The 26320-nt window shown below is 46.0% G+C and carries 20 protein-coding genes; 10 read left to right on the top strand and 10 right to left on the bottom strand.

Going from position 1 to position 26320, the window contains the following annotated elements:
- Positions 1-73: 73 nt before the first annotated feature.
- Complete coding sequence (locus ABZR88_RS22220; protein WP_107831042.1) at positions 74-1447, bottom strand: cytochrome ubiquinol oxidase subunit I; 1374 nt, start codon at positions 1445-1447, stop codon at positions 74-76.
- 473 nt (positions 1448-1920) lie between these two features.
- Between ABZR88_RS22220 and ABZR88_RS22215 the strand changes: the two genes are divergently transcribed.
- Both ABZR88_RS22215 and ABZR88_RS22210 read left to right on the top strand, forming a co-directional pair.
- Positions 1921-2628 carry an SIMPL domain-containing protein gene (locus tag ABZR88_RS22215; RefSeq protein WP_107831044.1) on the top strand — a complete coding sequence of 236 codons (708 nt, stop codon included), beginning with the start codon at positions 1921-1923 and terminating at the stop codon, positions 2626-2628.
- 214 nt (positions 2629-2842) lie between these two features.
- Positions 2843-3250, top strand: a complete 408-nt coding sequence (locus tag ABZR88_RS22210; protein WP_107831046.1) for a hypothetical protein — start codon at positions 2843-2845, stop codon at positions 3248-3250.
- A gap of 53 nt (positions 3251-3303) precedes the next feature.
- On the opposite strand, the gene ruvC is transcribed toward ABZR88_RS22210, so the two are convergent.
- From ruvC to ABZR88_RS22190, 4 genes are read right to left on the bottom strand one after another with little or no spacing between them, the layout of a single operon-like run.
- The gene (gene ruvC, locus ABZR88_RS22205) at positions 3304-3900 is read right to left on the bottom strand and encodes a crossover junction endodeoxyribonuclease RuvC (protein ID WP_107831048.1); all 597 of its coding nucleotides are present in this window, start codon (positions 3898-3900) and stop codon (positions 3304-3306) included.
- A gap of 45 nt (positions 3901-3945) precedes the next feature.
- Positions 3946-4575: a leucyl/phenylalanyl-tRNA--protein transferase gene (gene aat / locus ABZR88_RS22200; RefSeq protein WP_107831051.1), complete on the bottom strand. Its 630-nt coding sequence runs from the start codon at positions 4573-4575 to the stop codon at positions 3946-3948.
- 10 nt (positions 4576-4585) lie between these two features.
- Positions 4586-6526, bottom strand: coding sequence for a DUF3857 domain-containing transglutaminase family protein (locus ABZR88_RS22195; protein WP_107831053.1), 1941 nt, complete (start codon positions 6524-6526; stop codon positions 4586-4588).
- Positions 6526-8508 carry a DUF3857 domain-containing protein gene (locus tag ABZR88_RS22190; RefSeq protein WP_107831055.1) on the bottom strand — a complete coding sequence of 661 codons (1983 nt, stop codon included), beginning with the start codon at positions 8506-8508 and terminating at the stop codon, positions 6526-6528. Before ABZR88_RS22190 ends, ABZR88_RS22195 begins: the two co-directional genes overlap by 1 nt.
- A gap of 128 nt (positions 8509-8636) precedes the next feature.
- Between ABZR88_RS22190 and ABZR88_RS22185 the strand changes: the two genes are divergently transcribed.
- Together ABZR88_RS22185 and ABZR88_RS22180 are read left to right on the top strand one after the other, a co-directional pair.
- Positions 8637-10019 (top strand): DUF1800 family protein, encoded by a 1383-nt coding sequence (locus ABZR88_RS22185; protein WP_107831057.1) that lies wholly within the window; start codon positions 8637-8639, stop codon positions 10017-10019.
- Positions 10020-10127: 108 nt separating this feature from the next.
- Positions 10128-11336 (top strand): DUF1501 domain-containing protein, encoded by a 1209-nt coding sequence (locus ABZR88_RS22180; protein ID WP_107831059.1) that lies wholly within the window; start codon positions 10128-10130, stop codon positions 11334-11336.
- A 253-nt stretch (positions 11337-11589) separates the two neighbouring features.
- On the opposite strand, the gene ABZR88_RS22175 is transcribed toward ABZR88_RS22180, so the two are convergent.
- A complete protein-coding gene (locus ABZR88_RS22175; RefSeq protein ID WP_107831061.1) occupies positions 11590-12684 on the bottom strand; it encodes a DUF3810 domain-containing protein in 1095 nt (364 codons plus the stop codon).
- Between the two features lie 115 nt (positions 12685-12799).
- Here ABZR88_RS22175 and proB point away from each other — a divergent pair, with 115 nt between their 5' ends.
- The gene (gene proB / locus ABZR88_RS22170; protein ID WP_107831063.1) at positions 12800-13879 is read left to right on the top strand and encodes a glutamate 5-kinase; all 1080 of its coding nucleotides are present in this window, start codon (positions 12800-12802) and stop codon (positions 13877-13879) included.
- 5 nt (positions 13880-13884) lie between these two features.
- On the top strand, positions 13885-15132 hold the full coding sequence (locus tag ABZR88_RS22165) for a glutamate-5-semialdehyde dehydrogenase (protein ID WP_107831065.1): 1248 nt from the start codon (positions 13885-13887) through the stop codon (positions 15130-15132).
- A gap of 313 nt (positions 15133-15445) precedes the next feature.
- Here ABZR88_RS22165 and ABZR88_RS22160 read toward each other — a convergent pair whose 3' ends face one another.
- From ABZR88_RS22160 to ABZR88_RS22145, 4 genes are all read right to left on the bottom strand, one after another.
- A complete protein-coding gene (locus tag ABZR88_RS22160) occupies positions 15446-16537 on the bottom strand; it encodes a DUF6515 family protein (RefSeq protein WP_146166603.1) in 1092 nt (363 codons plus the stop codon).
- 266 nt (positions 16538-16803) lie between these two features.
- Positions 16804-19539 (bottom strand): outer membrane beta-barrel protein, encoded by a 2736-nt coding sequence (locus ABZR88_RS22155; protein WP_107831069.1) that lies wholly within the window; start codon positions 19537-19539, stop codon positions 16804-16806.
- A 387-nt stretch (positions 19540-19926) separates the two neighbouring features.
- Positions 19927-20775 (bottom strand): bifunctional 2-polyprenyl-6-hydroxyphenol methylase/3-demethylubiquinol 3-O-methyltransferase UbiG, encoded by an 849-nt coding sequence (locus tag ABZR88_RS22150; protein WP_107831071.1) that lies wholly within the window; start codon positions 20773-20775, stop codon positions 19927-19929.
- 9 nt (positions 20776-20784) lie between these two features.
- Positions 20785-21336, bottom strand: a complete 552-nt coding sequence (locus ABZR88_RS22145; RefSeq protein WP_107831073.1) for a serine acetyltransferase — start codon at positions 21334-21336, stop codon at positions 20785-20787.
- A 137-nt stretch (positions 21337-21473) separates the two neighbouring features.
- On the opposite strand from ABZR88_RS22145, the gene ABZR88_RS22140 reads away from it, so the two are divergent.
- The 4 genes from ABZR88_RS22140 (at position 21474) to ABZR88_RS22125 (ending at position 26215) form a co-directional block, all read left to right on the top strand.
- The gene (locus ABZR88_RS22140; RefSeq protein ID WP_170113681.1) at positions 21474-22739 is read left to right on the top strand and encodes a glycosyltransferase family 4 protein; all 1266 of its coding nucleotides are present in this window, start codon (positions 21474-21476) and stop codon (positions 22737-22739) included.
- Positions 22739-23497: a glycosyltransferase family 2 protein gene (locus ABZR88_RS22135; protein WP_107831076.1), complete on the top strand. Its 759-nt coding sequence runs from the start codon at positions 22739-22741 to the stop codon at positions 23495-23497. The genes ABZR88_RS22140 and ABZR88_RS22135 overlap by 1 nt, the downstream gene beginning before the upstream one ends.
- Before the next feature lie 213 nt (positions 23498-23710).
- Entirely contained in the window at positions 23711-25126 is a 1416-nt protein-coding gene (locus tag ABZR88_RS22130; protein WP_107831078.1) for an MBOAT family protein, read from the top strand.
- A gap of 3 nt (positions 25127-25129) precedes the next feature.
- Positions 25130-26215 carry a hypothetical protein gene (locus tag ABZR88_RS22125; protein WP_107831080.1) on the top strand — a complete coding sequence of 362 codons (1086 nt, stop codon included), beginning with the start codon at positions 25130-25132 and terminating at the stop codon, positions 26213-26215.
- Positions 26216-26320: the final 105 nt, after the last annotated feature.

Below are 26320 nucleotides of genomic sequence, written 5' to 3'. Positions count from 1 at the left end.
GCGGCCTCTGGCCGCTGTAGACGAGCCTTCCCTCACTCTAATACACCTCCCTTTCGGGGAGGCCGGGAGGAGTTTACGACAGCGCGTCTACCATCTCAATATGCCGCGGACTGTGGTCAAGGTTTTCCTCATCATACGGTCCGTGTTTAATCTTTTTGTTCAGAATATAGATGAACAACACGAACAGCACCAGGTACACCCAGCTGAACAGAATGAGTGAGAAAACAATCTCGCCTGCCGTTACCGCTTGCGATAGTGCTTTTGATGTACGCAACAAACCATACACCACCCAAGGCTGGCGGCCCACTTCGGCACTGTACCAACCTACCTGGTTGGCAATTTGTGGTAGCAGTACCGAAAAGGCGAATATGCGCATCAACCAGCGTTGCTCAAACAGTTTACCGCGCCACCACAAATAGCAGCCCAGCAGCGAAAGACCAATCATCAGCATACCGCAGGCCACCATCAGGTGGTAGGTCTGAAATACAAAATTGACGGCCTTCGGGCGATCCTCGGGTTTAAAGTTATTCAATCCGGTTACCGGCTTTTTAAAATCGCCTTTGGTCAAAAAACTCAACCCGCCGGGAATGGCTACACCTTTTACCTGTTGCTTGTTCTGATCTACATAACCAAACAGATACATATCGGCCACGCTATCTTTAGGATAATGCCCCTCAAGCGCCGCTAGTTTTGCAGGCTGATACTCGGCCACCACTTTGGCAGATTCATGCCCAGCCACCAGTTGAAGCAGTGAACAAACAGTAGCCACCACTAATGATATTTTAAAAGCCGCCTTTGAAAACTCCAGGTGGCGTCTTTTAACCAGGTAATAAGCGCTGATGCTCAACACCAGGAAGGCTCCGGAAAGGAAAGCGCCCAGCCATACGTGCGTTAAACGCTGTACTGATGATGGGTTAAACACCATGGCCCAAAAATCGGTAATCTGTGCACGGGCATTCAGGCCGGTACCTACTATATGGAAACCTGCCGGGGTTTGCTGCCACGAGTTGGCCACCACAATCCACACGGCCGAAAACATAGAACCCACGGTTACCATCAGCGTAGCCAGAAAATGCACCCAGGGGCGTACCTTGTTCCAACCGAAGAGCAGCACGCCCAGAAAGCCTGATTCCAGCGCGAAGGCAAAAATACCTTCGGCTGCCAGTGCGCTGCCAAACACGTCGCCCACATATTTGGAGTAAACGGCCCAGTTGGTGCCAAACTCAAACTCCATTACAATGCCGGTAGCTACGCCAATGCCAAAAATGAGTGCGAAGATGCGCACAAAAAACTTGGTCATCTGCTCATACAGCTTTTTGCCGGTACGCAGGTACATGGCCTCCATGATAACCATGATTAAACCAAGACCAATACTTAACGGTGGATAGATATAGTGGAACGCAATGGTAAATGCAAATTGCACGCGGGCCAGGATCTCGACATTCATAATATGCGTCGGGGTTAGAGGTGAAAAACTGCTGTAAATTTCGGCATAGAAATGCCTCGGTGCTCAGCCAATCAAGATAAATATTTTATTTAGAATGAATATGGATTTATATTTTTTTTGTTACAGAAGGGAGGGAGTAAAGAATAAAGAAGCAAGATTAAAGATGGGTAGGAGGAAAAAAGTAAGGCGGTCTGCCAATCCATCGTGTCATGCTTCGTAATAGAATCCCGGCGGCGGGACTGTGAAAGTGAAATGACAAACGAGAGGGTTGTCAGTCTGAGCTTGTCGAAGACTCGCGCGGAAAGGCCCACCCACCATGCTTCGACGGGGCTCAGCATGACATGACGGAAAGCACGGCCTAATGCTTTGTATTTACTGTTAACAAACCCTTCTCCAGAACATCCCCGTAACAAATATGTTATGTTTGTGGAAATCAAAACCCACCTGCATCATACTAATAAAAACAAAAAATCATGAAAAAGTTAAGCTTTATTATAGCCCTGCTATTATTGAATACTGTAGTATTTGCGCAAAGTGTAGACCTGCGCCGCAAAATTGAAGTGACGGGTATTGCCGAAAAAGAAGTGACCCCCGATATCATCAATGTATCCATCTCGCTCAAAGAGTATATGGATGGCAAGAACAAGGTGAGCATCAGTCAGCTGGAAAGCCAGTTGGAAAAAGCCATTGCCGAGGCGGGCATCCCGAAGGCTGATTTTACCATTAACAATCTGTCATCATACAACTACGTGATCCAGAAAAAAAAGAACCCAGATTTTCTGGCCAGTAAACAGTATAACATTCGCTTTCATGATCTGAATAAGTATAACGAGATCTTGAGCAAGGTTGACCCAAAAGGTATCCAATCAACCAATATTGCCGGTTACGATTATTCAAAAATGCCGGAGCTGAAGAAAGAGTTAAATGTACTGGCCCTTACAGCCGCACGCGATAAAGCTACTTATATGCTGACCGCCCTGAATGAGAAATTAGGCAGCGTAATCAACATTACTTTAAATGATATGAGTGGCGGTGATGTTGTTGTGCAAGCGCGTGTTTTCAAAGCTGCTAATGTATCTGCCGGATATATGGACGGATCTTCTGCAGACGATTCTGATCTTAGTATCAGACCTATGAAATTCACCATGCAGGTGAACGCCGTTTTTGAAATTGGGAAATAAGCCACGATAATAACAGACGTTTTCAGTATAATATTGTAACCTGTTGTTAATCTTTTATTTAACTAAAAAGCCGCCACTGAGCGGCTTTCTTAGGTTTTAAGCAATATTAAATCTATGTAACACAACGGTTAATTTACAACCACAGATTCATAAACACTTGACAAACTGTTTTTTACAGGTATATTTATAGTGCGAAAACTATTGTCACACTCCGATGTTCCGTATTAAATCAGGCAAAACTATTTTTATTTCTTCGTCGCCCGTTATTCAACTAACAAGTAAAAACGAGGTGATGCACGTCACCACGGCTATGCGCATTTTTCCGGCCATTAATGAGTTTAAGCCGGCATCGGTAATTTTTGATTATGATTTTCTGGGGAACGACCTGGAAAAAATTCTGCGCAGATTCAAAGCCAACGCCTATTACAGCAAAATAAAGGTTTACTGTTACAAACAAGCCTGGCATATCAGCACAGACGCATTATTGCAAGCACTGGGTGTTGATGAGTTTATTTATGCCGAGGCTTTGAAACCTGCAGCCACTAAGCCATCAGCAACTATTACAGCTATCAATAACATGATTGAGAAAACCGTAGCCGGATCATTAGAAGCAGCGGTATAGATTTATCCCTTAACTTCACTAAGATTTCTGGTTCAATAGCCGCCAGTAACTTATTACTGTTTCTTTATTTTTAAGGGTGATGTTACGCGTGTGTTATTATCCTTCACAAAAGCCTCCCAGCCAGAGTAACTAACTTTACCGCCACGCCCGGTGCTAATTTTTTGGAAGCTATGGCAAACGGCAACGGCCAATCCATCCGTTGCATCCAGAAACTCAGGTGTTTCTTTAAATTTCAACAAGGTTTGCAGCATGGCGGCCACTTGCTCTTTGGTGGCATTACCATTTCCGGTGATGGATTGCTTGATCTTGCGTGGTGCATACTCGCAAATAGACAAACTGCGCGATAGCGCCGCTGCTATAGCCACCCCTTGTGCCCTACCCAATTTTAACATCACCTGTATATTCTTGCCATAAAATGGCGCTTCAATAGCCAGGCAATCAGGGTGGTAATTATCAATCAGGGCTACCGTTTTCTCAAAGATGCGTTGCAATTTCAGATTGTGATCATCAAGATTGGCCATTTTTACCACACCCAGGCTTATCAACTCCAGCTTGTTACCGGTTTCTTTTACCAGTCCGTAACCCATAACGGCCGTACCTGGGTCTATACCTAAAATAATACGCTCTTTAACCGGGACTGCTGACTGCATGGTACAAAGCTAATTATCTTTAACCAATATTTTTAGCATTTTGGTTTAAAAATCTAAATGCCCGCAATACTCCTCCCGGCTAATCATCCGTGCACCCATTGATTTCAGATGTTCGGTATGCACCTGGCAGTCAATCAACCTAAAATCTTTATGAGTACACAGCCAAATGAGGGCCGCTTTAGAAGCATTACTTGCCTTACTGAACATGCTCTCGCCGCAAAACACCTGGTTTACCTGTACGCCGTACAAACCGCCCACCAATTCATCACCTTGCCAAACCTCTACCGAGTGCGCGTGACCGGCACGATGCAGGTTAAGGTAGGCCGCGCGCATATCAGCGGTAATCCAGGTACCGTCCTGGTCTTTACGACCAATAGCAGAACAATTGCCAATCACCCCTTCAAAATCCTCATCAAAACTAATGCGGAATTTGCCCGAGCGCAGCACCTGCTGCATACTTTTAGAAATTTTCAGTTCGGCCGGGAAAAGCACAAAACGCTCATGCGGCGAGTACCACAAGATGGGCGTTTCATCACTATACCATGGAAAGATCCCGTTTTGATAAGCCAGTAACAAGCGCCCGATAGACAGATCTCCACCCACGGCCAACAGGCCGTCGTCTTCGGCCAGCTCGGGGTTGGGGAATATCAGGCGCTTGTCAAGGGCAAATATCATGAGGGCTAAATTAGCTCTTTCTTTTTATCACCAGCTTTCTGTTTTGCGCTTTGGCTATATTTTCCATATAAGCCTGCATTTCGGCATATTTTGCTGCTGGTACTACCTGATCATTTAATTTAAAATGGGTGGTGCTGGTAACCTGGTTCTTAGCCGTGTCATATTTATATGATGCCTGATAATCGCCATAAGTAAATTTAAGGCTTACATCTGCCGGTAAACTTTCCACATCAAAATCCTGAGGCAGATCTATAATGGTTACGCAGCTCTTCTGCATAGGGTAATCAAAATAGTAATCATATTTACGCTTCTCGGTATCCTTCAGCGTGTTACTCCATAAATCCAGCACGCTTGGGCGGTAGAACTGCTTATTGCCTGCCAGCAGATCACAAAAACTATCATACTCCAGCTCAATATCCGTCTCTTTAACGCCGCCTACGTCTGGGGCATCTTTAAGTTCAAAAACAGATGGTTGCTTGATCTTGAGATTTTTCATCAGGTAACTTTTCTGAAAATCCGCCTTTTGAGCGGCCAGCTCCGTGTACAACTCCCTGTCGTCGCCGGTAGCCTGTAGTTTAATATTGGCCTTGGCGCTGCCATCGGCAAAAAGCCTTAAATGCACTAGCCCATCTAAACTATTTTCGGCCATCTGGCTGCGTGGGGTGTTCACCAGCTTGCCGCCATCTTCGGTAATCAATACTGCATTACGATTTTCTGTAAATGAGCCCAATTTTCCGAAGGGTTGCTGCATATTAGTACATTCCAGCCAGGTGGTATCACCTTTCATGGGCATGCACAAAATAATATGGTTAAAAGAGTCATAAGTAAACGCCGGATCGGCAGGCTGCCCATTAGTGCCAGCCTGTACAACTGCATAATAAGACGGTATACCAGCTGCCTTTAACAGGGCATACATGTAGTTAACCAGCGCTTTGCAATCGCCATATTTTTTCTCGTCTACAAACGTAGCAGGGAAAGGCTTTAAACCGCCAATGCCCAGCTGCACGCTTACATATCGCATATTTTGCTGCATGTAATGGTATAAAAAGCGGGCCTTGTCTTTGTCGTTCTTTATGGTATCGGTCATGGCTTTGACTTCTGCAGCTCGTGCCGGACTGAGCGAATTAACATCGGCGGTAAGTCCGCCTATCCATTTACCATAGTTTTGCCAATTGTTCATTTGGCCGGGGATGCCATAATACTCAAACTTATCGGCAGCAAATTCTACGCTTTTAGTAGAAAGCCAGCCTGGCACGCCTGATTCTTCAGTTTTTTCGGCTTTAAGGTTTTGCACCTGCCAGGTATATACATCCATGCCGTCTTGAGTGCTTTTCTCGGGCTTTATATCTGTGTTTTGATTTTTGTACCGAAAGCCGATAGCCGGGTTTACTACAACCTTGCAGATACTTAACTGGGTGGCGTTATCATCGGTAGCATCACTGATCTTCCAGCTACCTACATTCATGTAACTGTTGTTATCTTCTACATACACCGTTTCTATTGTGCAGGGGTATGTAGCTACTGTATGTTCCAGCAACAATACTCTGTCATCAGTATAAACTGTTTCTCCGCCAACGGCAGAGTGATCATACATATCGCTTTTTTTATACTTTTTGATCAGCTGACCGTTTGCATTATAAACGCGCATTTCTACATCGTCTATCGTGCCAAATTTTTTATTGTAAGGCAAAATCATCTGCGCGGCTTTATCGCCTTTCTCATCCAGAATGGTAGTTATATCATGCGTTTTTATCACCTCGCGTCCGGGTGCCTTGATTACTATTTCCTGGTATGAATAACGGGTAACCACATGCGCATCCTTTTTCAATGAATCAGGAATGGCCGCTGCCTGATAATACTCTTTAGGCAAATTTTTGTCCTGAGCAATAGCCAGGTAAGGCAATGCCAGTACACCCGCAAAAGCAAAGCCTTTTATTAACCTTCCTATCATTATTCTGCAGCTTTTTTAAGGGCAATGGGTTCGTTAATCAGCTCTCCCATTTTTTTGTAGAACTCATGGATACCGGCATAATCCTCCTTAAAATATACCGTATTTTTCAGGTCGATAACATAGCGCACGAATATGCTGTTATTCTGCTCGCCAACAATACGGCGGAAACTAATGCTATGATCGGGCATTTCAAGGGAAACTGATTGTGGCAACGTTTCTGACTTATAGCCCGCCGGTAGGTTGTAAACACCGGTCAGGCTAAAATTATTGCGGTAACCAAAATCAATGTCAGACCAACGCTCTTCGTTTACAAACGGGTTATTGCGTAATGGAACAAACACGCTTGGTACAAAGTAGATGTAGTTACCGTCAGAGCCGGTAAGCTCCTTTTTAAAGTCGATATTTTGAACCAATGGCAACGTATCTGTTTCCATGTTCTCCAATTTTAAGGAGGCTATTTTTAACGTATTATCATTATTACGCAAATAGTCTATAAACTTCTGTTCGCCATCGGTCTTATAGCGTTCAATACCGCTCAGGCGATTATAGCTGTAGCTTTTAATCATTGCCATTCCGGCCATGCTGCCATCAGCTTTAATATCAGCCTGAACATTAACCAGCTGCAAAACCGGGTTAACCTGGTTTAAAAATACCAGGTCAGAGGTTTTGCTTTCCTTATCTATATAAAAACCTTCAGACCCCAACAGGTTATCGGGCACCTCGCAGTAACTGTTATACTTGCTGGTCGCATCTAGCACATATCTGTGCAGGCTATCTACTGGTATATAAACCACACCGCGGTTAAACTGATTGATATCGGTAAACGCCGGATTAACTGCCCCGTGAGACCGCGTGCTTACCACCATTGGATAGGCCTTTACCCCCGATTGTTTGAGCAGGTGATACAGGATCAGATTAATCTCTGTAGAGTTACCTGATTTTCTGTCCCAGGCTTTAACCGTACCATCGTTGGTGTACCAACGGTCATAGCCGTCCCATTTCATGCCGTTTTTCACCTCATTAAACAGGTAGCTAATTTTTTCCTGGTCGGTATGCATCCCTTTCGCCTTGGCTATAATTGCTTCTTCGCCTGCCAGTTTGCGTTTTAACTGTGCGCCAAAGTCTTCATCATCAGTCAGGCCTGTACCAACTTTATCCCAGGTATCAGAAAAGGTTTCAACAAAACCCACCGGTGGTTTAAACGAAACAAACTGAAAGCTGATTCTCTCCAGATTGTCTGTTAACGAGCGCATATATGGCTCAGTAGGCATAGAGCGCACATTAACTGCTACGCGGGTGTCTACAGAGCAGTTAAAGGTGAGTGGGTTTGAGCCGGAACCCAGTGACTTGGTTTCGGCAGAGTTTTCATTCACAGCAAAAGCATCGCGCATCCGAAGTTGTGGCCTGAAATAAAAATACTCAGGGATTGACGTGCGCAGCTCGCTGTAGCGTACCGGCAACGTACTTTGAAAATACCAGGCGGGGATAGATGACATGCTATGACGGTTAAGCGTGTATTTGTATTCAATTACCGAACCTGGCTTTACGTTAGGGAATGAGAACACCATGGCCGAGGTGTATTTATCTACCGTTTCATTATACAGAACCTTTTTATCCAGCTTGGTAATCTCTACCTCGCCCTTATCATTCAGGTTGATGGTTTCTGCCTGCAGGTTGGTAATAAATTCATAACGATTGCTGGTAATATAAGTAATGCGGATGTTGGCTTCCTTTTTACCATTCTCATTAAAAATTTTTATGCGTTTATGCACATCTTCGGTAATATTCAGCTCCTGGTCATAATAAAGGTCGCCCTTATCAATAAGCACCATGGCATTGGCATCTTTTTCAAAGTCACACCCGGTCATTGTCAGATCTGCTTTATCAATTTTACCGTAGGCTAGAGGTTTGGCCACAGGAGTTTGGGCCTGCACGGAGGTAACACCCAGCCATAGTATGGCCGGCATAATAATTCTTTTCATTGCGATTAAGATTTGGTCAATCTGTATTAAAAGTAATACTAAACAATAAATTCTGACTGATTTATTAATCAAAATTTTTCAAACTTTTTCTAACATACAGAGTCTTAGTATTTAATACCCCTGCATCTATGAACAATTCCAGGCAAATAAAACACCTATATGCCCGTGCTGGCTTTGGTATCCGGTTTGAAGATTTGCATCAGCATGAAAATTGGTCTGTAAAAAAAGCCGCAAAAAAACTTTTTGAGGCATCTGTGCAGATACAAAACATCAAGGTGGTGACAGAGAACCTGGATTTACGTTACCATCCCAATCAATCAGAAGACGAAAAGAAAGCCATACAAGAGGAGCGCAACAAGCAGGAGAAAGCCCTTAACAATACATGGATGCAGCAAATGTCTACCAGTGATGCGCAGCTGCGCGAGAAGATGACGCTGTTTTGGCACAACCATTTTGCCTGTAACATTGGCAACTCTTATTATGAGCAACAGCTGAATAATATTGAGCGCGCCAATGCACTGGGAAATTTCAAAACCATGCTCATCCAGGTATCACAAGCACCGGGCATGCTGCAGTTTTTGAACAATCAGCAAAACGTTAAAAACCACCCGAATGAGAATTTTGCTCGCGAACTGATGGAGCTTTTCACCATGGGGCGCGGCAATTATACCGAGCAGGACATTAAAGAGTCGGCCCGGGCATTTACCGGCTGGCAGTATGATGGCAAAACGGCCTCGTTTGTTTTCAGGCCGGGCGTGCATGATACAGGCGTTAAAACTTTTTTGGGTAACCAGGCCAATTTTTGCGGCGAAGACATCATCGATATCATCATCAAAAACCCGGTTACGGCAAAGTATATCTGCACCAAGCTGTACCGTTATCTGGTAAATGATATACCAGATGATGGACACATTAGCCAGATGGCCGATCTGTTTTACAAAAACAACTACGAGATTACGCCACTGTTGGAATTTGTTTTTACGGCCGATTGGTTTTATGACGATAAGAACATTGGCAACCTCATCAAATCGCCGGTGGAGTTTCTGGTGGGATTGAATCGCCAGTTTTATGTGAATTATCAAAACCCTGATGTGCTGATGCAGTTTCAGCGCACATTGGGGCAGGTATTGTTCCGGCCGCCAAACGTGGCCGGCTGGCCGGGCGGGCGCAGCTGGATTGACAGCTCATCGCTCATGTACCGCATGAAGATACCCAGCACTATACTTAGCGCCGGAATAATTGATTTTAACGGCAAGCCAACACCCGAAGACCAGGCATACCTGGCCGCCACCAAAAGGCAGCAGTTCAATGTAATTAAACGCACGCTTACGGTGCCAGACTGGGACAGGTTTTTCCAGAAGATCCCGCTAAAAACACCGCATCCGGAGATCGCCCAGTTTATGCTGGAACCAACCATGTCTGCCCGGGTATTAGACGAAGTAAACAGTGCACCAGATATAAAAACCATGTTGATACAGGTGGTATCAACACCAGAGTATCAGTTATGTTAAGCGAATGAGTGAATTCAATCAATGAGTGAATTGTGAATGAGCGAATGAGTGATTGCTTTTATTCACTCATTCACAACTCACTCCTTCACTCATTAAATATAAAATTGCATGGAAAGAAGGGAGTTTTTAAAGAAAACCGCGCTGGCGTCAACCGCTTTAATGATGCCGGCTTTTCTAAAGCCATTTGAAGCTTTTGCTGCCGATGGCTCGCAACTCAGCGGTTTTAAAAATCTGGTGGTTATCCAGCTTTCAGGCGGTAACGACGGACTGAATACCGTTGTGCCCTATTGCGATGATATTTACTACCAGAAACGCAAGACTATTGCCATACAGCAACCCAACGTTATAGCGCTGAATGACATGCAGGGCCTCAATCCTAACTTAGCCGCCCTAAAGGAATTATATGACCAGGGATGGATGAGCGTGATCAATGCGGTAGGCTACCCAAATCCGGACCGATCACACTTTCGGTCTATGGATATCTGGCAAACAGCCAGCGATGCCAACCAGTTCTTAACTACCGGATGGATTGGCCGGTATCTCGATGCAAATAACAAAGCGGCACAAACGCCTTACCTGGTTATTGAGGTAGACGATACGCTCTCGCTGGCCATGAAGGGCGAAAAGCTCAAAGGCATTGCCGTGCAAGACCCTAACCGTCTTTTCCAAACCACGCGCGAGCCCTTCTTTAAAAACCTGATCCAGCAGCAGCACGCTGCCGAGCACTTAAGCGAAGACAACCTGGGCTATCTGTATAAAACCATGATAGAAACCTACTCATCGGCAGATTACATACAGAAAACATCAAAAACTTATAACGTTACCGCCACTTACCCGGCCACTGGCTTTGCCAATGAATTAAAGAATGTTTCGAAATTCATCAACTCCGGACTAGATACCCGGATTTACTACGTTTCATTAGGTGGCTTTGATACCCACGTGGGCCAAATGGACCAGCAGGGCCGTCAGTTGAAGGTTTATGCTGATGCTGTAGCCGCCTTTGTAAAAGACCTGAAAGCCACCGGCAAACTGGACGATACACTGATTATGACTTTCAGCGAGTTTGGTCGCCGGGTAGAGCAAAACGCCAGCAACGGCACCGATCACGGCACAGCCAACAACGTGTTTGTTTTTGGCGGCAAACTAGCCAAAGCCGGTATTTATAACGATGCCCCCAGCCTGACCGATCTGGACAGCGGCGACCTTAAATTTAAAGTAGATTTCAGAGATGTATACGCCACCCTGCTTACCAAATGGCTGGAGGTAGATAACAGCGCCATACTTACCCGCAATTTTGCCGGGTTAGATTTTATATAATCTGTTTTATAGTTTTAGTTTATTGTTTTAAAAAAAGAGCCCCTGCAGTATTACCGCAGGGGCTTGGCATTTTTTTATATATCCTGAAGTCCCGGTTTTGAGTGATAATTTACCAATTTTCGGCGAAATTAAATTACCGAATTAAAATCATTACCCAACTACAAATATCGGCACTATAAATTCCTGTAAAACAATAATTTGTAATTAAATTGTAAATAAATTTCCCCTATAGAAAGGAGCGAATAAAACAACCTTACCAAATATGATACCTGCGCCGGTACCAGGCCATGGTAAGCCGGATCATGCGGTTGTAGGTATGTAACCCGTGCGGCTGATTGTTCATTTTCAAAAACCGGTCATAAAACAGTCCCGATACCATTGAGGCATTACCCTGATATTTTGCCCAATGCGCGCTATCGGCCTTAAAATCCAGTATTACCAGGGGCGAAATTCGTTTTACCAACACCTTATGTGCAATGGTATCGCGCAGGCGCAGGTATCGCATAAATTCTTCAATACCGGCGTAATAGCTGGAGTAGCGCAGCAACTTATCGTTTGATTGCGTGCCGGCCAGGTATCCGGCAAAATTAGCTTCATCCTCGCGCCCCCAACCGGTTTGGTGGCTCAGCTCATGGCAGGCCACAAACGGCTTTTCAAATGATGGCATCAGCGTATTGATCTGTGCTTCTGAGGTGAATGGGTTATAATAGCCGGATGTACCCATATAGCTAATTATCAAACTAATCATCGAGGGTTTTAATCGCGGCAAAATGGTTTGAAATTTTGGAGAGATGGCCGATAAATTCTTAACCGCCACCAGCGATGTATTATAGAAATTATTGTCTTTGTCGGCCAGTTCGGCTGGTGTTAGCTGGGCGCGACAAGCGTTGGCGCTGTCAATAATCAGACTAGTTACTTTAACCACATCCTCCATCCGGTAAGAAGTATCCTTCAGATCGAGCAGCTCTGCCGCCGCCGGACGGTAATAATTCATCCCCCAAAAACAGTAAAAAGCCAGCCAGGCCAATTCAAAAACCACTACGCCTTTTAGCAGCAGCTTCCTTAGCTCAGCGTGGCGTTTAGTGAACAAGTATCTAAAGAAGTGGACTATGCCGACCATGATATAGAGTATCAGCACCACATAAAACACATCGCCCAAACTAAAAGGAAAGATACAGGTAAGCGGTCGCAGCACCCAGCAAAACAAATGATAGATACCGTTGGAGTAAAGCTGCTCTGTAAGCGACGGACTTTGCATTAACAACACCAGCGCCAAAATAACGGCCAATAATATCAGTGCCGTTTTTGCCGCTCGTGGCATTTTACCTTTGCCGGTTCTTTTCTGCATAGTGGTAAAGATAAGGCTTGCGCTTGTTTAAATGACGCGAAAGTGATACTTAAACGCCGTTCCGTGCCCGTTCAGCCTTCAATTTTAGTAGCATTTGGCGTATATTAGCGGCCTTATGTCTCACCAGTATCAACGCGTTATCATTAAAATAGGCTCCAATGTGCTCACACAAAAAAATGGATTGCCTGATGGTGCGCGTATCAGTCACCTGGTAGATCAAATTGCTGCCATTAAAAAGCAGGGGCGCGAGGTGATCCTGGTGTCGTCAGGAGCTGTAGCCTCAGGCCGTAGTTTGATTACAATTGATGAGAAAGTAAACGCCGTGGCCACACGCCAGTTGCTGGCATCAATCGGGCAGGTAAAGCTCATCAATACCTACTCGCATCTGTTTGAGAAATACCAACTGCTGTGCTCGCAGGTGTTGGTAACCAAAGAGGATTTTCGTGACCGCATGCATTATCTCAACATGAAAAACTGTTTGGAGATCTTGCTGCAGCATGGCGTAATCCCGGTGGTGAACGAGAATGACGTGGTATCTGTAACCGAGCTGATGTTTACCGATAATGATGAACTGGCCGGTTTGATTGCCTCTATGCTGAACGCCCAGGCACTTATTATCCTCAGCAACGTGGATGGCATTTATGATGGCGACCCAAAAACGCCTGGCACCAAGGTAATTGAACGGATTGAAGGCTCGGCAACATCGCTGGCCTCGTTTATTACCTCGGGTAAATCGCAGTTTGGCAGGGGCGGCATGCTCACCAAATCGCACATGGCGCAAAAAGTGGCGCAGCTAGGTATCAGCGTACACATTGCCAATGGCACCCGCGATGGTATTTTGACCGACGTGCTGGCCGGTAAAGCTACTCACACCCACTTTGTTCCTAATAAAAACACCTCTGGCAAAAAGAAATGGATTGCCCATTCAGAAAATTTTGCCAAAGGAGTAGTAAAAATAAATGATGGCGCCCGCGAGGTTCTAACCTCACAAAAAGCCACCAGTTTACTGCCTATTGGCGTAATAAATATTGAAGCCGATTTTCAAAAAGGCGACATTATCAGGCTGATTGATGAGCAGGGCAGGCAAGTGGGTTTAGGCATAGCCGAATATGGCGCCGACAAAGCCCGCGAGCGCATTGGCCAGAAAAAACAGCGCCCACTGGTGCATTATGATTATTTGTATTTGAACGCGTAACTGATATGGACTACAGGAAATATTTTGAGAACGCGCAACAGGCTGCACGCAACATTGCCGGCTTAAGCAACGAGGTGATTACCGCCGTTTTGCTTGACGTGGCCGACGCAGCCGTAGCGCAAACCGACCGACTATTGCAGGAAAACCAGAAAGATCTGAACCGCATGGACCCGGCCGACCCGAAATATGACCGCCTGCAGCTAACCCCCGATCGCATTGCCGGCATTGCTGCCGAAATACGCAACGTGGCCGACCTGGAAAACCCGGTTGGCGAACTGCTGGACGAAAAAACCATGCCTAACGGCCTGAGCATCTCGCGCGTGCGGGTACCGCTTGGCGTTGTAGGGGTAATCTATGAGGCACGCCCGAATGTTACCTTTGACGTCTTTACGCTATGCTTTAAAACCGGCAACGTGGCTGTGCTGAAAGGCGGCAGCGATGCGGAGTTTTCTAACAAGGCCATTGTTGAGGTAATCCACTCGGTATTGCAGCAACATGGCATTGATGTTAACGCAGCAACCCTGTTGCCGGCCGAGCGCGAAGCCACCGCTGCCCTGTTGGATGCCATTGGGTTTATTGACGTACTGATTCCTCGCGGAAGCCAGGGATTAATCAACTTTGTGCGTCAAAACAGTAAAGTACCGGTAATTGAAACCGGTGCAGGCATTGTACACACTTATGGTGATGACAGCGCCGATATAGCCAAACTGGCACCTATTGTTTTCAACTCTAAAACCCGCAGACCAAGCGTTTGCAATACGCTCGACTGCCTGATTATTCATAAAGCCTTACTACCATCGTTACCGCAAATCACACAGCCGTTAACAGAGAAAGAGGTAATTATTTATGCGGATGACCGTGCTTATGCAGCGCTGGATGGTGGCTACCCCGCTGCCTTGTTAGAGCATGCCGAGCCGGAGCATTTTGGCACCGAGTTCTTGTCGCTAAAAATGGCTATCAAAACTGTAGATAGCTTTGAGGAAGCGCTGGAGTACATTGCCATCAACAGCTCTAAACACAGCGAAGCTATTGTATCTGAGAACCCGCTGCATATTGCCGAATTTTTAAATAAGGTTGATGCCGCTGCCGTATACGCCAACGTATCTACCGCCTTTACCGACGGCGCCCAATTTGGCCTGGGTGCAGAGATCGGTATCAGCACCCAAAAGCTCCACGCCCGCGGCCCAATGGGTCTGGCAGAGCTGACCAGCTACAAATGGGTGGTACTGGGTGACGGGCAGGTGAGAGGGTAAAATATCTGCATTATATATAAAAAGGAGAAGGCTGCCAATGGCAGCCTTCTCCTTTTTATTTCTTTACACCGTGTCATTGCGAGCAGCAGCGTAAGGCCTGAGCAAAGGCGCTGCGAAGCAATCTCGTCGAAGGACATTCAGACACGCCTATCGGACTTACACGCGACGAGATTGCTTCGTCTCCCCGGCCCACCTTCTCCGCAGTTCCTCGCAATGACAAGGAGCAGTAACGCCCCCAAAACAAAAGGGATGATACATCCCTGTATCATCCCCCTCATCAACAATCACCTTCAAAAAAACGCTACATCAAATCTTATTGTTGTAAACCTTCGCTGGCTGTGCCGGCTACACGGTATATTTTGCGGCCGCTTTGATCGCGGTCTTCCTGGAAATAGTAACCATCTTGAGACAGGTAGTAGGCTTGGCCATCAATCTTCACTTTTGAAGTTCTTGGTGGCAAGCTGCCCACTACATCACCTACCCTAAGCGGGCCATCAACATTTTGCTGTTGTTGTGGTTGCGACTGGGGCTGCGACTGATATTGGTAACCATTATCATCTTGCTGATACTGACCATTGTCATCATACTGACCGTTGTCGGCTGCGCCGGTGGTTAACTGGCCGTCTTTACCGGCAACCTGATAACCGGTAGAACCGTCGTCTTTAGTTACCGCCTGGTAGTAAACACCATTCAGCTCGTAGTACTGTTCGCCATCAATCATCAGTGATTGGGCACCCGCAGGTAACTGGCTCAATATTGCACCCAGCGGCGGCTCTACTACGGTATACTGGTCATTGTCATACTGGTAATAATAACCATCGCTGTAGAAGTACTCTGCGCCGCCCCACCAAAATGGGTAGTAACCGTATGGCAACACTCCCAGGTGGAAACCTAAGCGCGGATAGTAATATCTGCTAAAGTAGTTATAACGATAGAACGGGTTATACGGACGGTAATAAGTACGACCGCCATATGAATAAGGACGATACCTGTAACCGTAAGAACCTCTTACGCCAACACCGCCTCTGTAAGCACCACGGTAAGCCGGACCTGCCGGACTGCCATTAATGCCCGGACGCGCACTGTAGGCCCGTAAGCCGGCTCTGTTTTGTGGCGCTACACTCATAGTACGTGGACCAACAGAACGTGGGGCGCCATAATGTGCCGATGGTGCAGTACCGCGGTTAAACGAGCCGCCGCCGTGGAACGAACCACCACCTCGACTAAATGAACCGCCGCCGTGAAAACCGCCGCCACCACCGTGAAAACCGCCGCCGCCATGGAAACCACCACCACCGTGGGAGCCTCCGCCGCCACCGCCATGACGTTGTGCGCTGGCAGTAAATGCTACCATCAACACAAATAAACCACTCAGGGCAGCGCGCATCAAATATCTACTTTTCATAATCTGTTTCAGTCTATTTATTATCATAGACGGATAACATACTCAACGGTTTAACAGCGCGTAAATTATTTATGAAATGCAGACAATAAGGTGACAATGATTAGTGATTGCGCGATTAAACAATAACAAAACGCAGAAATAAAAAACGTCATCCCGGCCGTAGGGAGAGATCTTTTCGAAGCGATCAAACGGGATGCAAAACCGAAAAGGTCCCTCACTTTCGTTCGGGATGACATTTCTTTGTAAAGAGGTCTTTTTCTTAGCCGCTACTTCTTCGTAATCGTCTTAGTAAACCGGTAAGCATACGTCAGCAGGAAATATCTTTTCAGCACCAGGCTTTGCACGTCGGCAGTAATGTTGCCTGTTGCGTACCGATAGGAACTAACATTTTGGTCAAACAGGTCATAGCATGATAGCTTGATCTCCCCGCGATCTCGAAACTGGAACAAACGGGTAACAGCTATATTGACGATGTTCATGGTGCGCTGAAAGCCCTGCGTAGCCAGCGGGTTGTACGTATAATCATAATTAGCCTCAAATACCCAGTGCTTAACACCGCGCACGTTAAGCGGTAATGAAAAACCGCGCGATACATAATTTACCCGCGGATAATCTACGTCCTGGTACGTAGTGATGCGGGGAGAAATATTGATACTCGGGTTAAGATCAAACTTATTATCATAATTAAGATAGCATTGCTGATAAAATTGGGCAGCGTAAGTAAGTGTGAAACCCTCCTTGTTATTAACCTGGAAAAAGCTGCGTTGATAATTAAAGAAGATGCGCGGAGAATACCTGACCTGCCATTTGTTTATTTTCTTAAACCCTTTGCTAAATGCCACACCGGCATAAGCATAGTAAGCGCCATTGCGGTTAATGGGTCTGGTGAAACTGGCACCCTGCGCAGTAATTACGCGCTGACTAGAAATGCTGTTCTCATCAATAGAGAGGTTGCCGTAAATATTATAGTTGATGTTTTTATCGCTGTTGCTGGCGTAATAGCTGGCGTAAAAACTATGGGTGCGCGTAGGCTTCAAGTCGGGGTTACCGGCCGAGCTGGAAAGCTGGTTGTAAACCAGTGTATCTGGCATCAAACTATTAATATCTGGCTGCCTCACATAAGTATTGTAATCAAAACTAAAGTTACCGGTGTACATGCTGAATGATGGCATCAGGAACACGTCATGACGGTTAAGATCGGGCAGATTGCGATGGAAGATGTTGTAAGTTTGCATCAACTGTACATCCAAACCGGCCGTGAGGCGGGTTTTCTTAGTTACCTGGTACTGTAGTTCGGGGTGCAAAGTCTCCGTCATTTGCCTACGGATCATGTTGCGGCTCAGGCTGTCTATATAAATAGTGTACTGGCCGGTTTTCAGATCCTCGTCATAAATAAAATTGCGCCCGTGGCTATAGCTATAATTAGCATTGGCATTAACCGTACCGGTAAACTTTTTATTAAACGGATAGCGGTAGTTAACACTCAAATTACCACTGCTGCTTTCGTTAGCATCATCGCTTAGCCTATACAAATTGGCAGAGGGCAGTGCAGACGTATAAGACGTAATTAAATTGGTGTTATAGCTTTGTCCGCTACCCGGGTTGACAGACAAGCTATGGTTAATATTAAGCGATGGCCCATCCTTACCTTTTTGATGGTAATAACTCAGGGTGTGCTGAAACTGAAAGTTATTGTTAGCGTTGCTTGAGGTGTTATCAGACTGGTTTATTTGGGGAACAAAATTATTATAGGTAAAGCTATTACTATGGCTTCCCCCATTACTATTGGTAAAGGTAACCTTAGGCTGATACCTGATCTTGGTGGTAGTATCAGGGTTCCACTCTACCAAACCGCTAATGTTATGATTGTTGGTAACGTTGTTACGTGTGTAGCTGTTTCTGCCAAAAAGTGTGGTATCTGAAAAAAGTTGTTGATTAAACTGAGATGAATTGTTCTCATCCTTAGTGTAGCTGTAATAATAAAGCAGGTTAACTTTTAACTTCTTGCCATAATCGTTATTGAGGTTAAGACCGCCCGACGCTACTGTTTGTATGCCAGATGGGTTGCGCCCTCCGGTAGCTATGCCCGTGTTATAACCACCATTTGAACCATTGCTACGGTTAAAGCCCCCCATAGTGCCCAGATCATTGCTGTTAAACCCGGTACGGTTTAGGTTGTTGCCAACCAATATTAAACTGGCCTGCAGCGTATCGCGCATTTGGTTATAGAGCAGGCCCGCATCCCAACGGTCACGCGTACCGGCGCCGCCGTGCAGTTTGCCAAAAGTGCTCTTCTTAATAGCAGCTTTTAGTTTCAGATTGATAATCTTATTTACTTTCGAGTCTGGGATGAGGTGGTCTGGGTCATCCTCCCGGTCATCATATACCTGTACTTTAGCAATCAGGGCTGCATCAAGGTTTTTTGATGCTATGCGCGGGTCGTTGGCAAAAAAGCGTTTGCCATTTACCATCAGCTTGTTTACTGTTTTACCGTTGTAGGTGATATTACCATCCATATCCACCTCAACACCGGGCAAGCGGCGCAACAACTCTTCAACTACGGCGTTGGGCGGTGTTTTAAAGGCCTCTGCGTTAAACTCAATGGTATCTTTCTTTGCCATAACAGGCGGTGCATCAGCTGTTATTTTCACTTCGCTCAGGCTGGCAATTTTGCTGCTTAGTTTGATGGAGCCAAAGTCGTGCGTCTCGCCTTTGTCCAGCATAAACTCTTCACGATAGTTCTGGTAGCTGACAAATGATACCACCAGTTTTAGCGGTTTACCCGCCGGCAGGTTATGCAATGCAAAAGCCCCTCCTTTTGTGGTAAGCGTGTAAGAAATTAATGATGAATCTTTAGGGTTTACAGCGGCAACAGTAGCAAAATCCATTGGCTCGTGGTTGGCGGAGTCAATAATTTTCCCATGAATGTTTCCGCGATTTTGCGCAGATGCTGACACAATAAGGCACAGCAAAGCACACAGGATTGCGATAGATTTGGTCATTTAGGTTTGGTTGATATAGGTTTCAGTTTGGCCGTTTGTGATCGGTTGCGGTATATGACGAAAAATTTAGTTAAATATTACATGGGCAGGAAAATAAATTTAAAGTGGTGATTTTGTGAGGAATGAAAGAGACACGCTTGTTCGAGGCAAAACAGAATACTGATAAAGTCGTCTTTCACCAGGCGTTCCGCTGGGACGTTCTAGACAGATACGGTTGATAGCAACTGACCAGCATTCCGCTGGAACGAATCTCGTTTTTCATCCCGGAGGGATGTTTGGTGGGTAGCAAAGCGGCATTGTCCGGATACGTTCCGGAGGAACGTCTGGTGTTTACAAAGCCGTTGTTGATGAATGGCCCCGCACATTATGCAGACCAGGAAATTAAATTTAAGCTAATGGTTTCACCGCCTTTACCACAATATATGGCGATAATGATTTGGTCTCCACAGGCACCAGCTTAGTAAACACCTTACCGGCCAGCCAAATGGTTTTTACCAGGCCTTTTACCAGGCCACTCTGTTGCGCGCGGTTCTCCAGCCAAACAGAGAAACGGCCATGATAGGTGCTTTCCACCTCCTCCAAGCCCAGCTCTTTGCAAATTCGGGTAAGGCGTGGCAAATCCATACTTTCGATGAAATGCTTATCGTAATTAGCGCGGTCAAACCTGCGTTGCACCCAGCCGTTTACGCCTTTAAAGTTGGGGAGGGTAATAAACAGCACGCCACCGGGTTTCAGGAAGTTAAGGTGACGGTTGATGATATCTTTGGTATCGCTAAAATGCTCAATCAGACCAAACGAGGTCACCATATCATACAGTTTTTCTGGCTGATAAGTAAACAGGTCCGATTCGATGATCTGTACATCGCCCGGCTTCAATCCGTTAAACGTGAGCAGTTCATCAATGATGGGTTTGTGAATATAATAGTCAAACAGCGTGGTTTCCAGGTGCTGGTATTTCTTGAGATAAGTGGCATAATAACCAGGGAAACCACCCAACTCAATAGCGTTTTTGATGCCTTTATCGGCAATCAGTTTGCCCATCATATCGCCAAAATAATAATCGGGCTTTATGTGAAAAATCAAGTCTTTCTTTGATTCCCAAAAGGCTTTCCAGAAGGCGCGGTCGGTTAACCCCCCCCCCCCCAAACCCTCCCCGAGGGGGAGGGCTCCTGATGGCGTGGTTTCTTTGCCTTTATCGACATTTAAAGAATCGGTCTGATTATTATTCTCACTCATGATTAAGCTTCAATTAGTTCTAAAGCCCTCCCCTTCGGGGAGGGTTGGGAGGGGTGTGGAACTCAGGATTCTCCCCGGGTTTCCTACCACTGTACAATTATCCGGCACATCTTTCACCACTACCGCACCGGCACCAATAATAACGTTGTTGCCGATGGTAATATCGCCGATGATGCAGGCGTTAGCACCAATATCTACGTTGTTGCCTATACGCGGGCAGCCGCTCAGCGTGCCGTCGGCCAGCTTTTTATGACCAATGGTAACCGAGTTACGCAGTACGCAGTTCTCGCCAATAATAGTTTTAAAATTTACCACCAGTGCCTGACCGTGATAGATAATCAATCCGCGGCCTACCTGTGTTTTACGGGGTAGTTCAACACCCAGCACCCACTCCACAAAAAAGCGGTAAAACATCAGGTACGGAAACAAGATCACCTTCAGGATCATTGAGCGGTTAATCAGCATCACCAACCGAAATAAGAACATCACCAGTTGCCCCTTAAAGTTGCCCCGGTTTGCCTTTTGGTCCTGAAATAGATTATAGCTAATGTTGTTTGCCATTGTTGCTGAGCATCAAAAGTAAAATTTTCATTTTGATGATATAGCGGCGCGCACAAAATTATTACGGGCAAAGGTAAATGGCAACTGTGGCTATTGGCATATAATCATTATCATTGCCCTAAAAAGCAATGCCTGCCATGAAAGTTACCCTAATTAACACTGCCGACGCCGGTGGTGGCGCTCCTGCCGCCTGTATGCGCCTGCTAAGGGCATTGCGCAAAAAAACACCTGAGGCGCGTTTACTGGTACAGGAAAAGCGCACCGATAATGAAGCAGTTGTTTCAATAAATAATGGGCTGATCGGTCGCCTGCGTAAAAACCTTAACTTTTTTGCAGAGCGCATTCCGTTTATGCTGTTTCACGAGGCGGATAAAACTGTGCGCTTTGCGTTTTCAACAGCATCTACCGGTACTGACATCAGCAAAGAACAGGTGATTACCCAGGCTGATGTTTTGCACCTGCACTGGACCAATCAGGGCTTCCTCTCCATCAAAGATCTCAAACGTTTGCTGCGCCTCAACAAGCCAGTGGTGTGGACCCTGCATGATATGTGGACCTTTACCGGCGGCTGTCACTACGCCGGCGATTGCAACCATTTTGAGCATCATTGCGGCCACTGCTGGATGCTGAACAGCAACCAAGCCAAAGATCTGTCTTCATACGGATGGAAACACAAGAACCGCTTGTATGAGCGTAAAGACAGCATCACTTTTGTAACGTGCAGCCACTGGCTGGCAGATATGGCGCGCAAAAGTTCGCTGCTCTCGGGCTTCCGTATCGAGACCATTCCTAATCCTATCGATTCCACCGTTTTTAAACCGGGAGATAAAGCCGCCTTGCGCAGCAAATGGGGCATAGGTAATGAAAAACATATTATCCTTTTCGGCGCAGCCAACATTATGGATCGCCGCAAAGGTTTGACCTATTTAATTGAAGCGCTGGAGTTATTAAAAGAGCAGCATGTTGATGCCGATGATATTGCCGTGGTAATTTTTGGCAAAAACAAGGCTTTTGGCACCACGATGCTGCCATTCAAGGCTTATGAGCTGGGCATCATCAGTTCAGAAAAAGATATTGCTGAAATATATGGTCTGGCCGATGTTTTTGTAACCCCTGCCATTGAAGATAATCTGCCCAACACTGTGATGGAAGCCATGGCCTGCGGCGTGCCGGTGGTAGCTTTTAACACGGGCGGCATTCCGGATATGATCGATCATCAGCAGAACGGCTATCTGGCTAAATATAAATCGGCAACAGATCTGGCTGCGGGCTTAAATCACGTATTAACAACCGCAGATCGTACCCAACTGGCACAAGCCGCCCGCCAGAAAGTGCTGGCAACGTTTAACGATGAGGTAGTAGCCTCTAAATACATGGCCGTTTATCAATCCCTGTTAAAATAATGGCAACGTTTCAACCCAAATTATCGGTCATAACGGTGGTGTATAATGATGCCCGGCATATTGAGCGCACCATGCGTTCGGTTATCGGGCAAACGTATACCAATATTGAATATCTGGTGATTGACGGCGCCTCTACCGACGGCACGCTGGATAAAATAAAGCAGCAGGGCCATAAAATTGCTCAACTCATCAGCGAAAAAGACAAAGGCATTTATGATGCCATGAACAAAGGCCTGGCCAAAGCTACCGGCGATTACGTGATCTTCATGAACTCTGGCGATGAGTTTTATGATAACGAAACCGTGGCCCATGTTTTTGCCGCCGCACCCGATGCTGATATTTATTATGGCGAAACCGAGATGATTACCGATCAACAGGTGAGCCTGGGTCAGCGCCGGCACAAGGCCCCCGAGCGGTTTACCTGGCGCGGGTTTAAATACGGCATGAGCATTAGTCACCAGGCTATTTATGTGCGCCGCAGTATGGCCGAGCCGTATGACCCCAAATATCAGTTAAGCGCAGATATCGACTGGATTATCCGCGCAACTAAAAAAGCTAAAACCATTGTGCGCGTACCCGGCTATGTAGCTAAATATATGGTTGGCGGCATGTCTAAAACCAAACACAAACAAAGCCTGATGGAGCGTTTTGATATTATGAAGCGCTACTATGGACTAGTACCAACCATATTCAATCACTTTATTATTGCCTTTAACCTGGGCTGGTACTGGTTAAAAGAGCGACGGACGAATGATTAACTATCTCTTCGGCCGCACTATAGGTCATCCCGAACTTGTTTCGGGACCCCACAGGACGGTCGGCACGTTACCAAGCAAGTGGGGTGCTGAAACAAGTTCAGCATGACAAGGACATCCATCCCCACACCTATCCACTGCCGCTGTACATACCCTCATTTCTACCTTACGTTAATTTGCTTAATTTTGCGCCTTTAAAAATTACACACCGGTTCAATGCTGTTTAATTCTCTTCCGTTTATTCTTTTTTACATCATTGTAACCATAGCTTATTTTAAGCTACCTTATAAATTCCGGTGGATCTTGTTGCTGGCAGCCAGCTGCTACTTTTATATGGCCTTTGTGCCCATCTATATCCTCATTCTCGGTTTCACTATCGTGATTGATTATTATGCAGGCATCTACCTTGAAAAAATAACCGATCACCGTAAACGACGCCGTTTCCTGGTGATGAGTTTGGTGGCCAATATTGGTGTGCTGGCCGTTTTTAAATACTACAACTTTATTGCCTTTAACGTTAACGAGCTGTTTGATGTATCGGGCCATACGCCGCCACTGGCTTACCTGAAAATCCTGTTGCCTATTGGCTTGTCGTTCCACACGTTTCAGGCCATGAGTTATACGCTGGAGGTTTACCGGGGTAACCAAAAAGCAGAGCAGCATTTTGGCATTTATGCGCTGTATGTCATGTTCTACCCGCAGCTGGTAGCCGGCCCTATTGAGCGCCCGCAAAATGTACTGCACCAGTTTCATGAAGAGCACGACTACGACTTTGAAAACCTGAAAGCCGGCCTTATGCAAATGGCTACCGGTTTCTTTAAAAAAGTAGTAATTGCCGACAGAATTGCAATCCTTGTCGACGGCGCTTATGCACACCCACAAACACAATCAGGCTCGTCGCTTTGTGTGGCCGCATTGTTTTACGGCTTTCAGATTTACTGCGATTTTTCGGGATATTCTGACATCGCCCTGGGCGCAGCCCGCACGATGGGCTATAACCTGATGATCAACTTCGACAGGCCGTTTATCAGCACCAGCGTTACCGAGTTTTGGCGCAGGTGGCATATCTCGCTCTCTACCTGGTTTAACGATTATTTATTTACCCCCATTATGATTGCCCGACGCAACTGGGGCAAAAACGCAGTGGTATTTGCTTTGATTGTCACCTTTGCCATCAGTGGTTTGTGGCATGGGGCGGGGTGGACGTTTGTTATTTTCGGCCTGTTGCACGGTATTGCCATGGTGTATGAGTTTAAAACCAAGAAGTTTCGTAAAAAGCTCTCCAAATCATGGCCGCATTGGCTGTATAACAACCTGAGTATTGTCATTACCTATCTATTTGCCTGTGTTACCTGGGTGTTTTTCCGCTCGCCGTATGTACACGAGGCGTTTTATATTCTGGGTAAGATAGTGCACATGAAGCCGTTCGGGCCGGCATCATTCGCCATGAATACAACCGAGATCTTCTTTTCTATCGGCCTCATTGTGTTGCTATGCATTAAAGAAAAATATTGGCTCACCATCCCTACCAAAAACACCTTTTGGTTTTTTGTAATCTTTATCCTGATGGTTTGTAGCTGCTACCTGTTCGGCGTGTTTAACAATAAACAATTTATCTATTTCCAATTCTAAGTTATGAGAAAAGCCTTTGGATATATTGTTTTAATACTCACGCTGGCCGTGTTCATCATCAGTTCGGTTGATGACCTGACCCACTTCCCCGCCCAGGCTAAATATGCAAGCGAGAGCTGGTGGGGATCTGATAAATACAATCACGGCGATTTATATGGCATGAGTTACCTGCCCCAGTTTAAAAACACGCCTCATGGCCAAATAACACCCGCCAAAGCAGCCTGCGAGGGCACTGCCCGCAACCTGCATGTTTACGCGGTGAGCGACAGTTATACCTGGGATGTATTTAAAAACCCGGCCAATTTATGCGGCGCCAGCCAAAGTGGCTACGCAGCATCCAACTTTTTCGATCAGCTACCGGTGCGATTTGACCCCACAGCCCGAAATATTATTGTTATTGAGGCTAATGAGCGCAACGTTTTACCTGTATTGAATAACGTTGAATACCTAAGCAAAGCCATCCACGTGCTGAAGCCAGGCGAAGATACCTCGCTGCTGGAAACTGCCAGTCGCCGCAAGAAAGGTTTCCACTTTAACTTTAACATGAAGGATGCAGACGCCAACTTTGAGTTTAACCTGTGGGACTACCGTTTCCTTACCCCGATAAAAGAATTTAAAGCCTGGATAACCTACAAATGGTTTAACCGTACCGCACCCGATGTGGTGGTAAGTCCCGATGAAAAATACCTGTTCTACAATACCACAGCTGACAGCACCCACCGCGAAAGCTCCTTTAAAAAAGTAACCGACGCACAAGTGAACGACGTGGTGAGCAACCTGAATAAAGTTTATGAAAACTATAAGCATCAGGGTTTTGACGAGGTTTACCTGGCCATTATCCCTAACCCGGTAAGCGTGCTTTGTCCTAACCTAAACGGAATGACTTACAACCACATCATCCAGCGCGTGCAGGGTAACCCGAACCTGAAACTGCGCGTGTTTGATAGCTACCACCTGTTTAGCAACAACCCGGATAAAGACAAGATTTACAGCCGTTCTGATACACATTGGACGCTGTTTGGCGAGCATGTTTGGCTAGATGCGTTTAATAAGGAGATGGCACGGGAGAATGCAAAAATAAGCAACTAATAAACTTTGTCATTGCGAGGAACAAAATGGCCCCGTGGGGAAGGGTGACGAAGCAACCTCGTCGCTCACTTACACATGCGACGAGATTGCTTCGTCGTCCCTGAC

Source organism: Mucilaginibacter yixingensis (genome assembly GCF_041080815.1).
Classification (GTDB): domain Bacteria; phylum Bacteroidota; class Bacteroidia; order Sphingobacteriales; family Sphingobacteriaceae; genus Mucilaginibacter; species Mucilaginibacter yixingensis.
The sequence above is the reverse complement of the archived record's forward strand: the minus strand, read 5'-3'. Positions and strand labels throughout refer to the sequence as shown.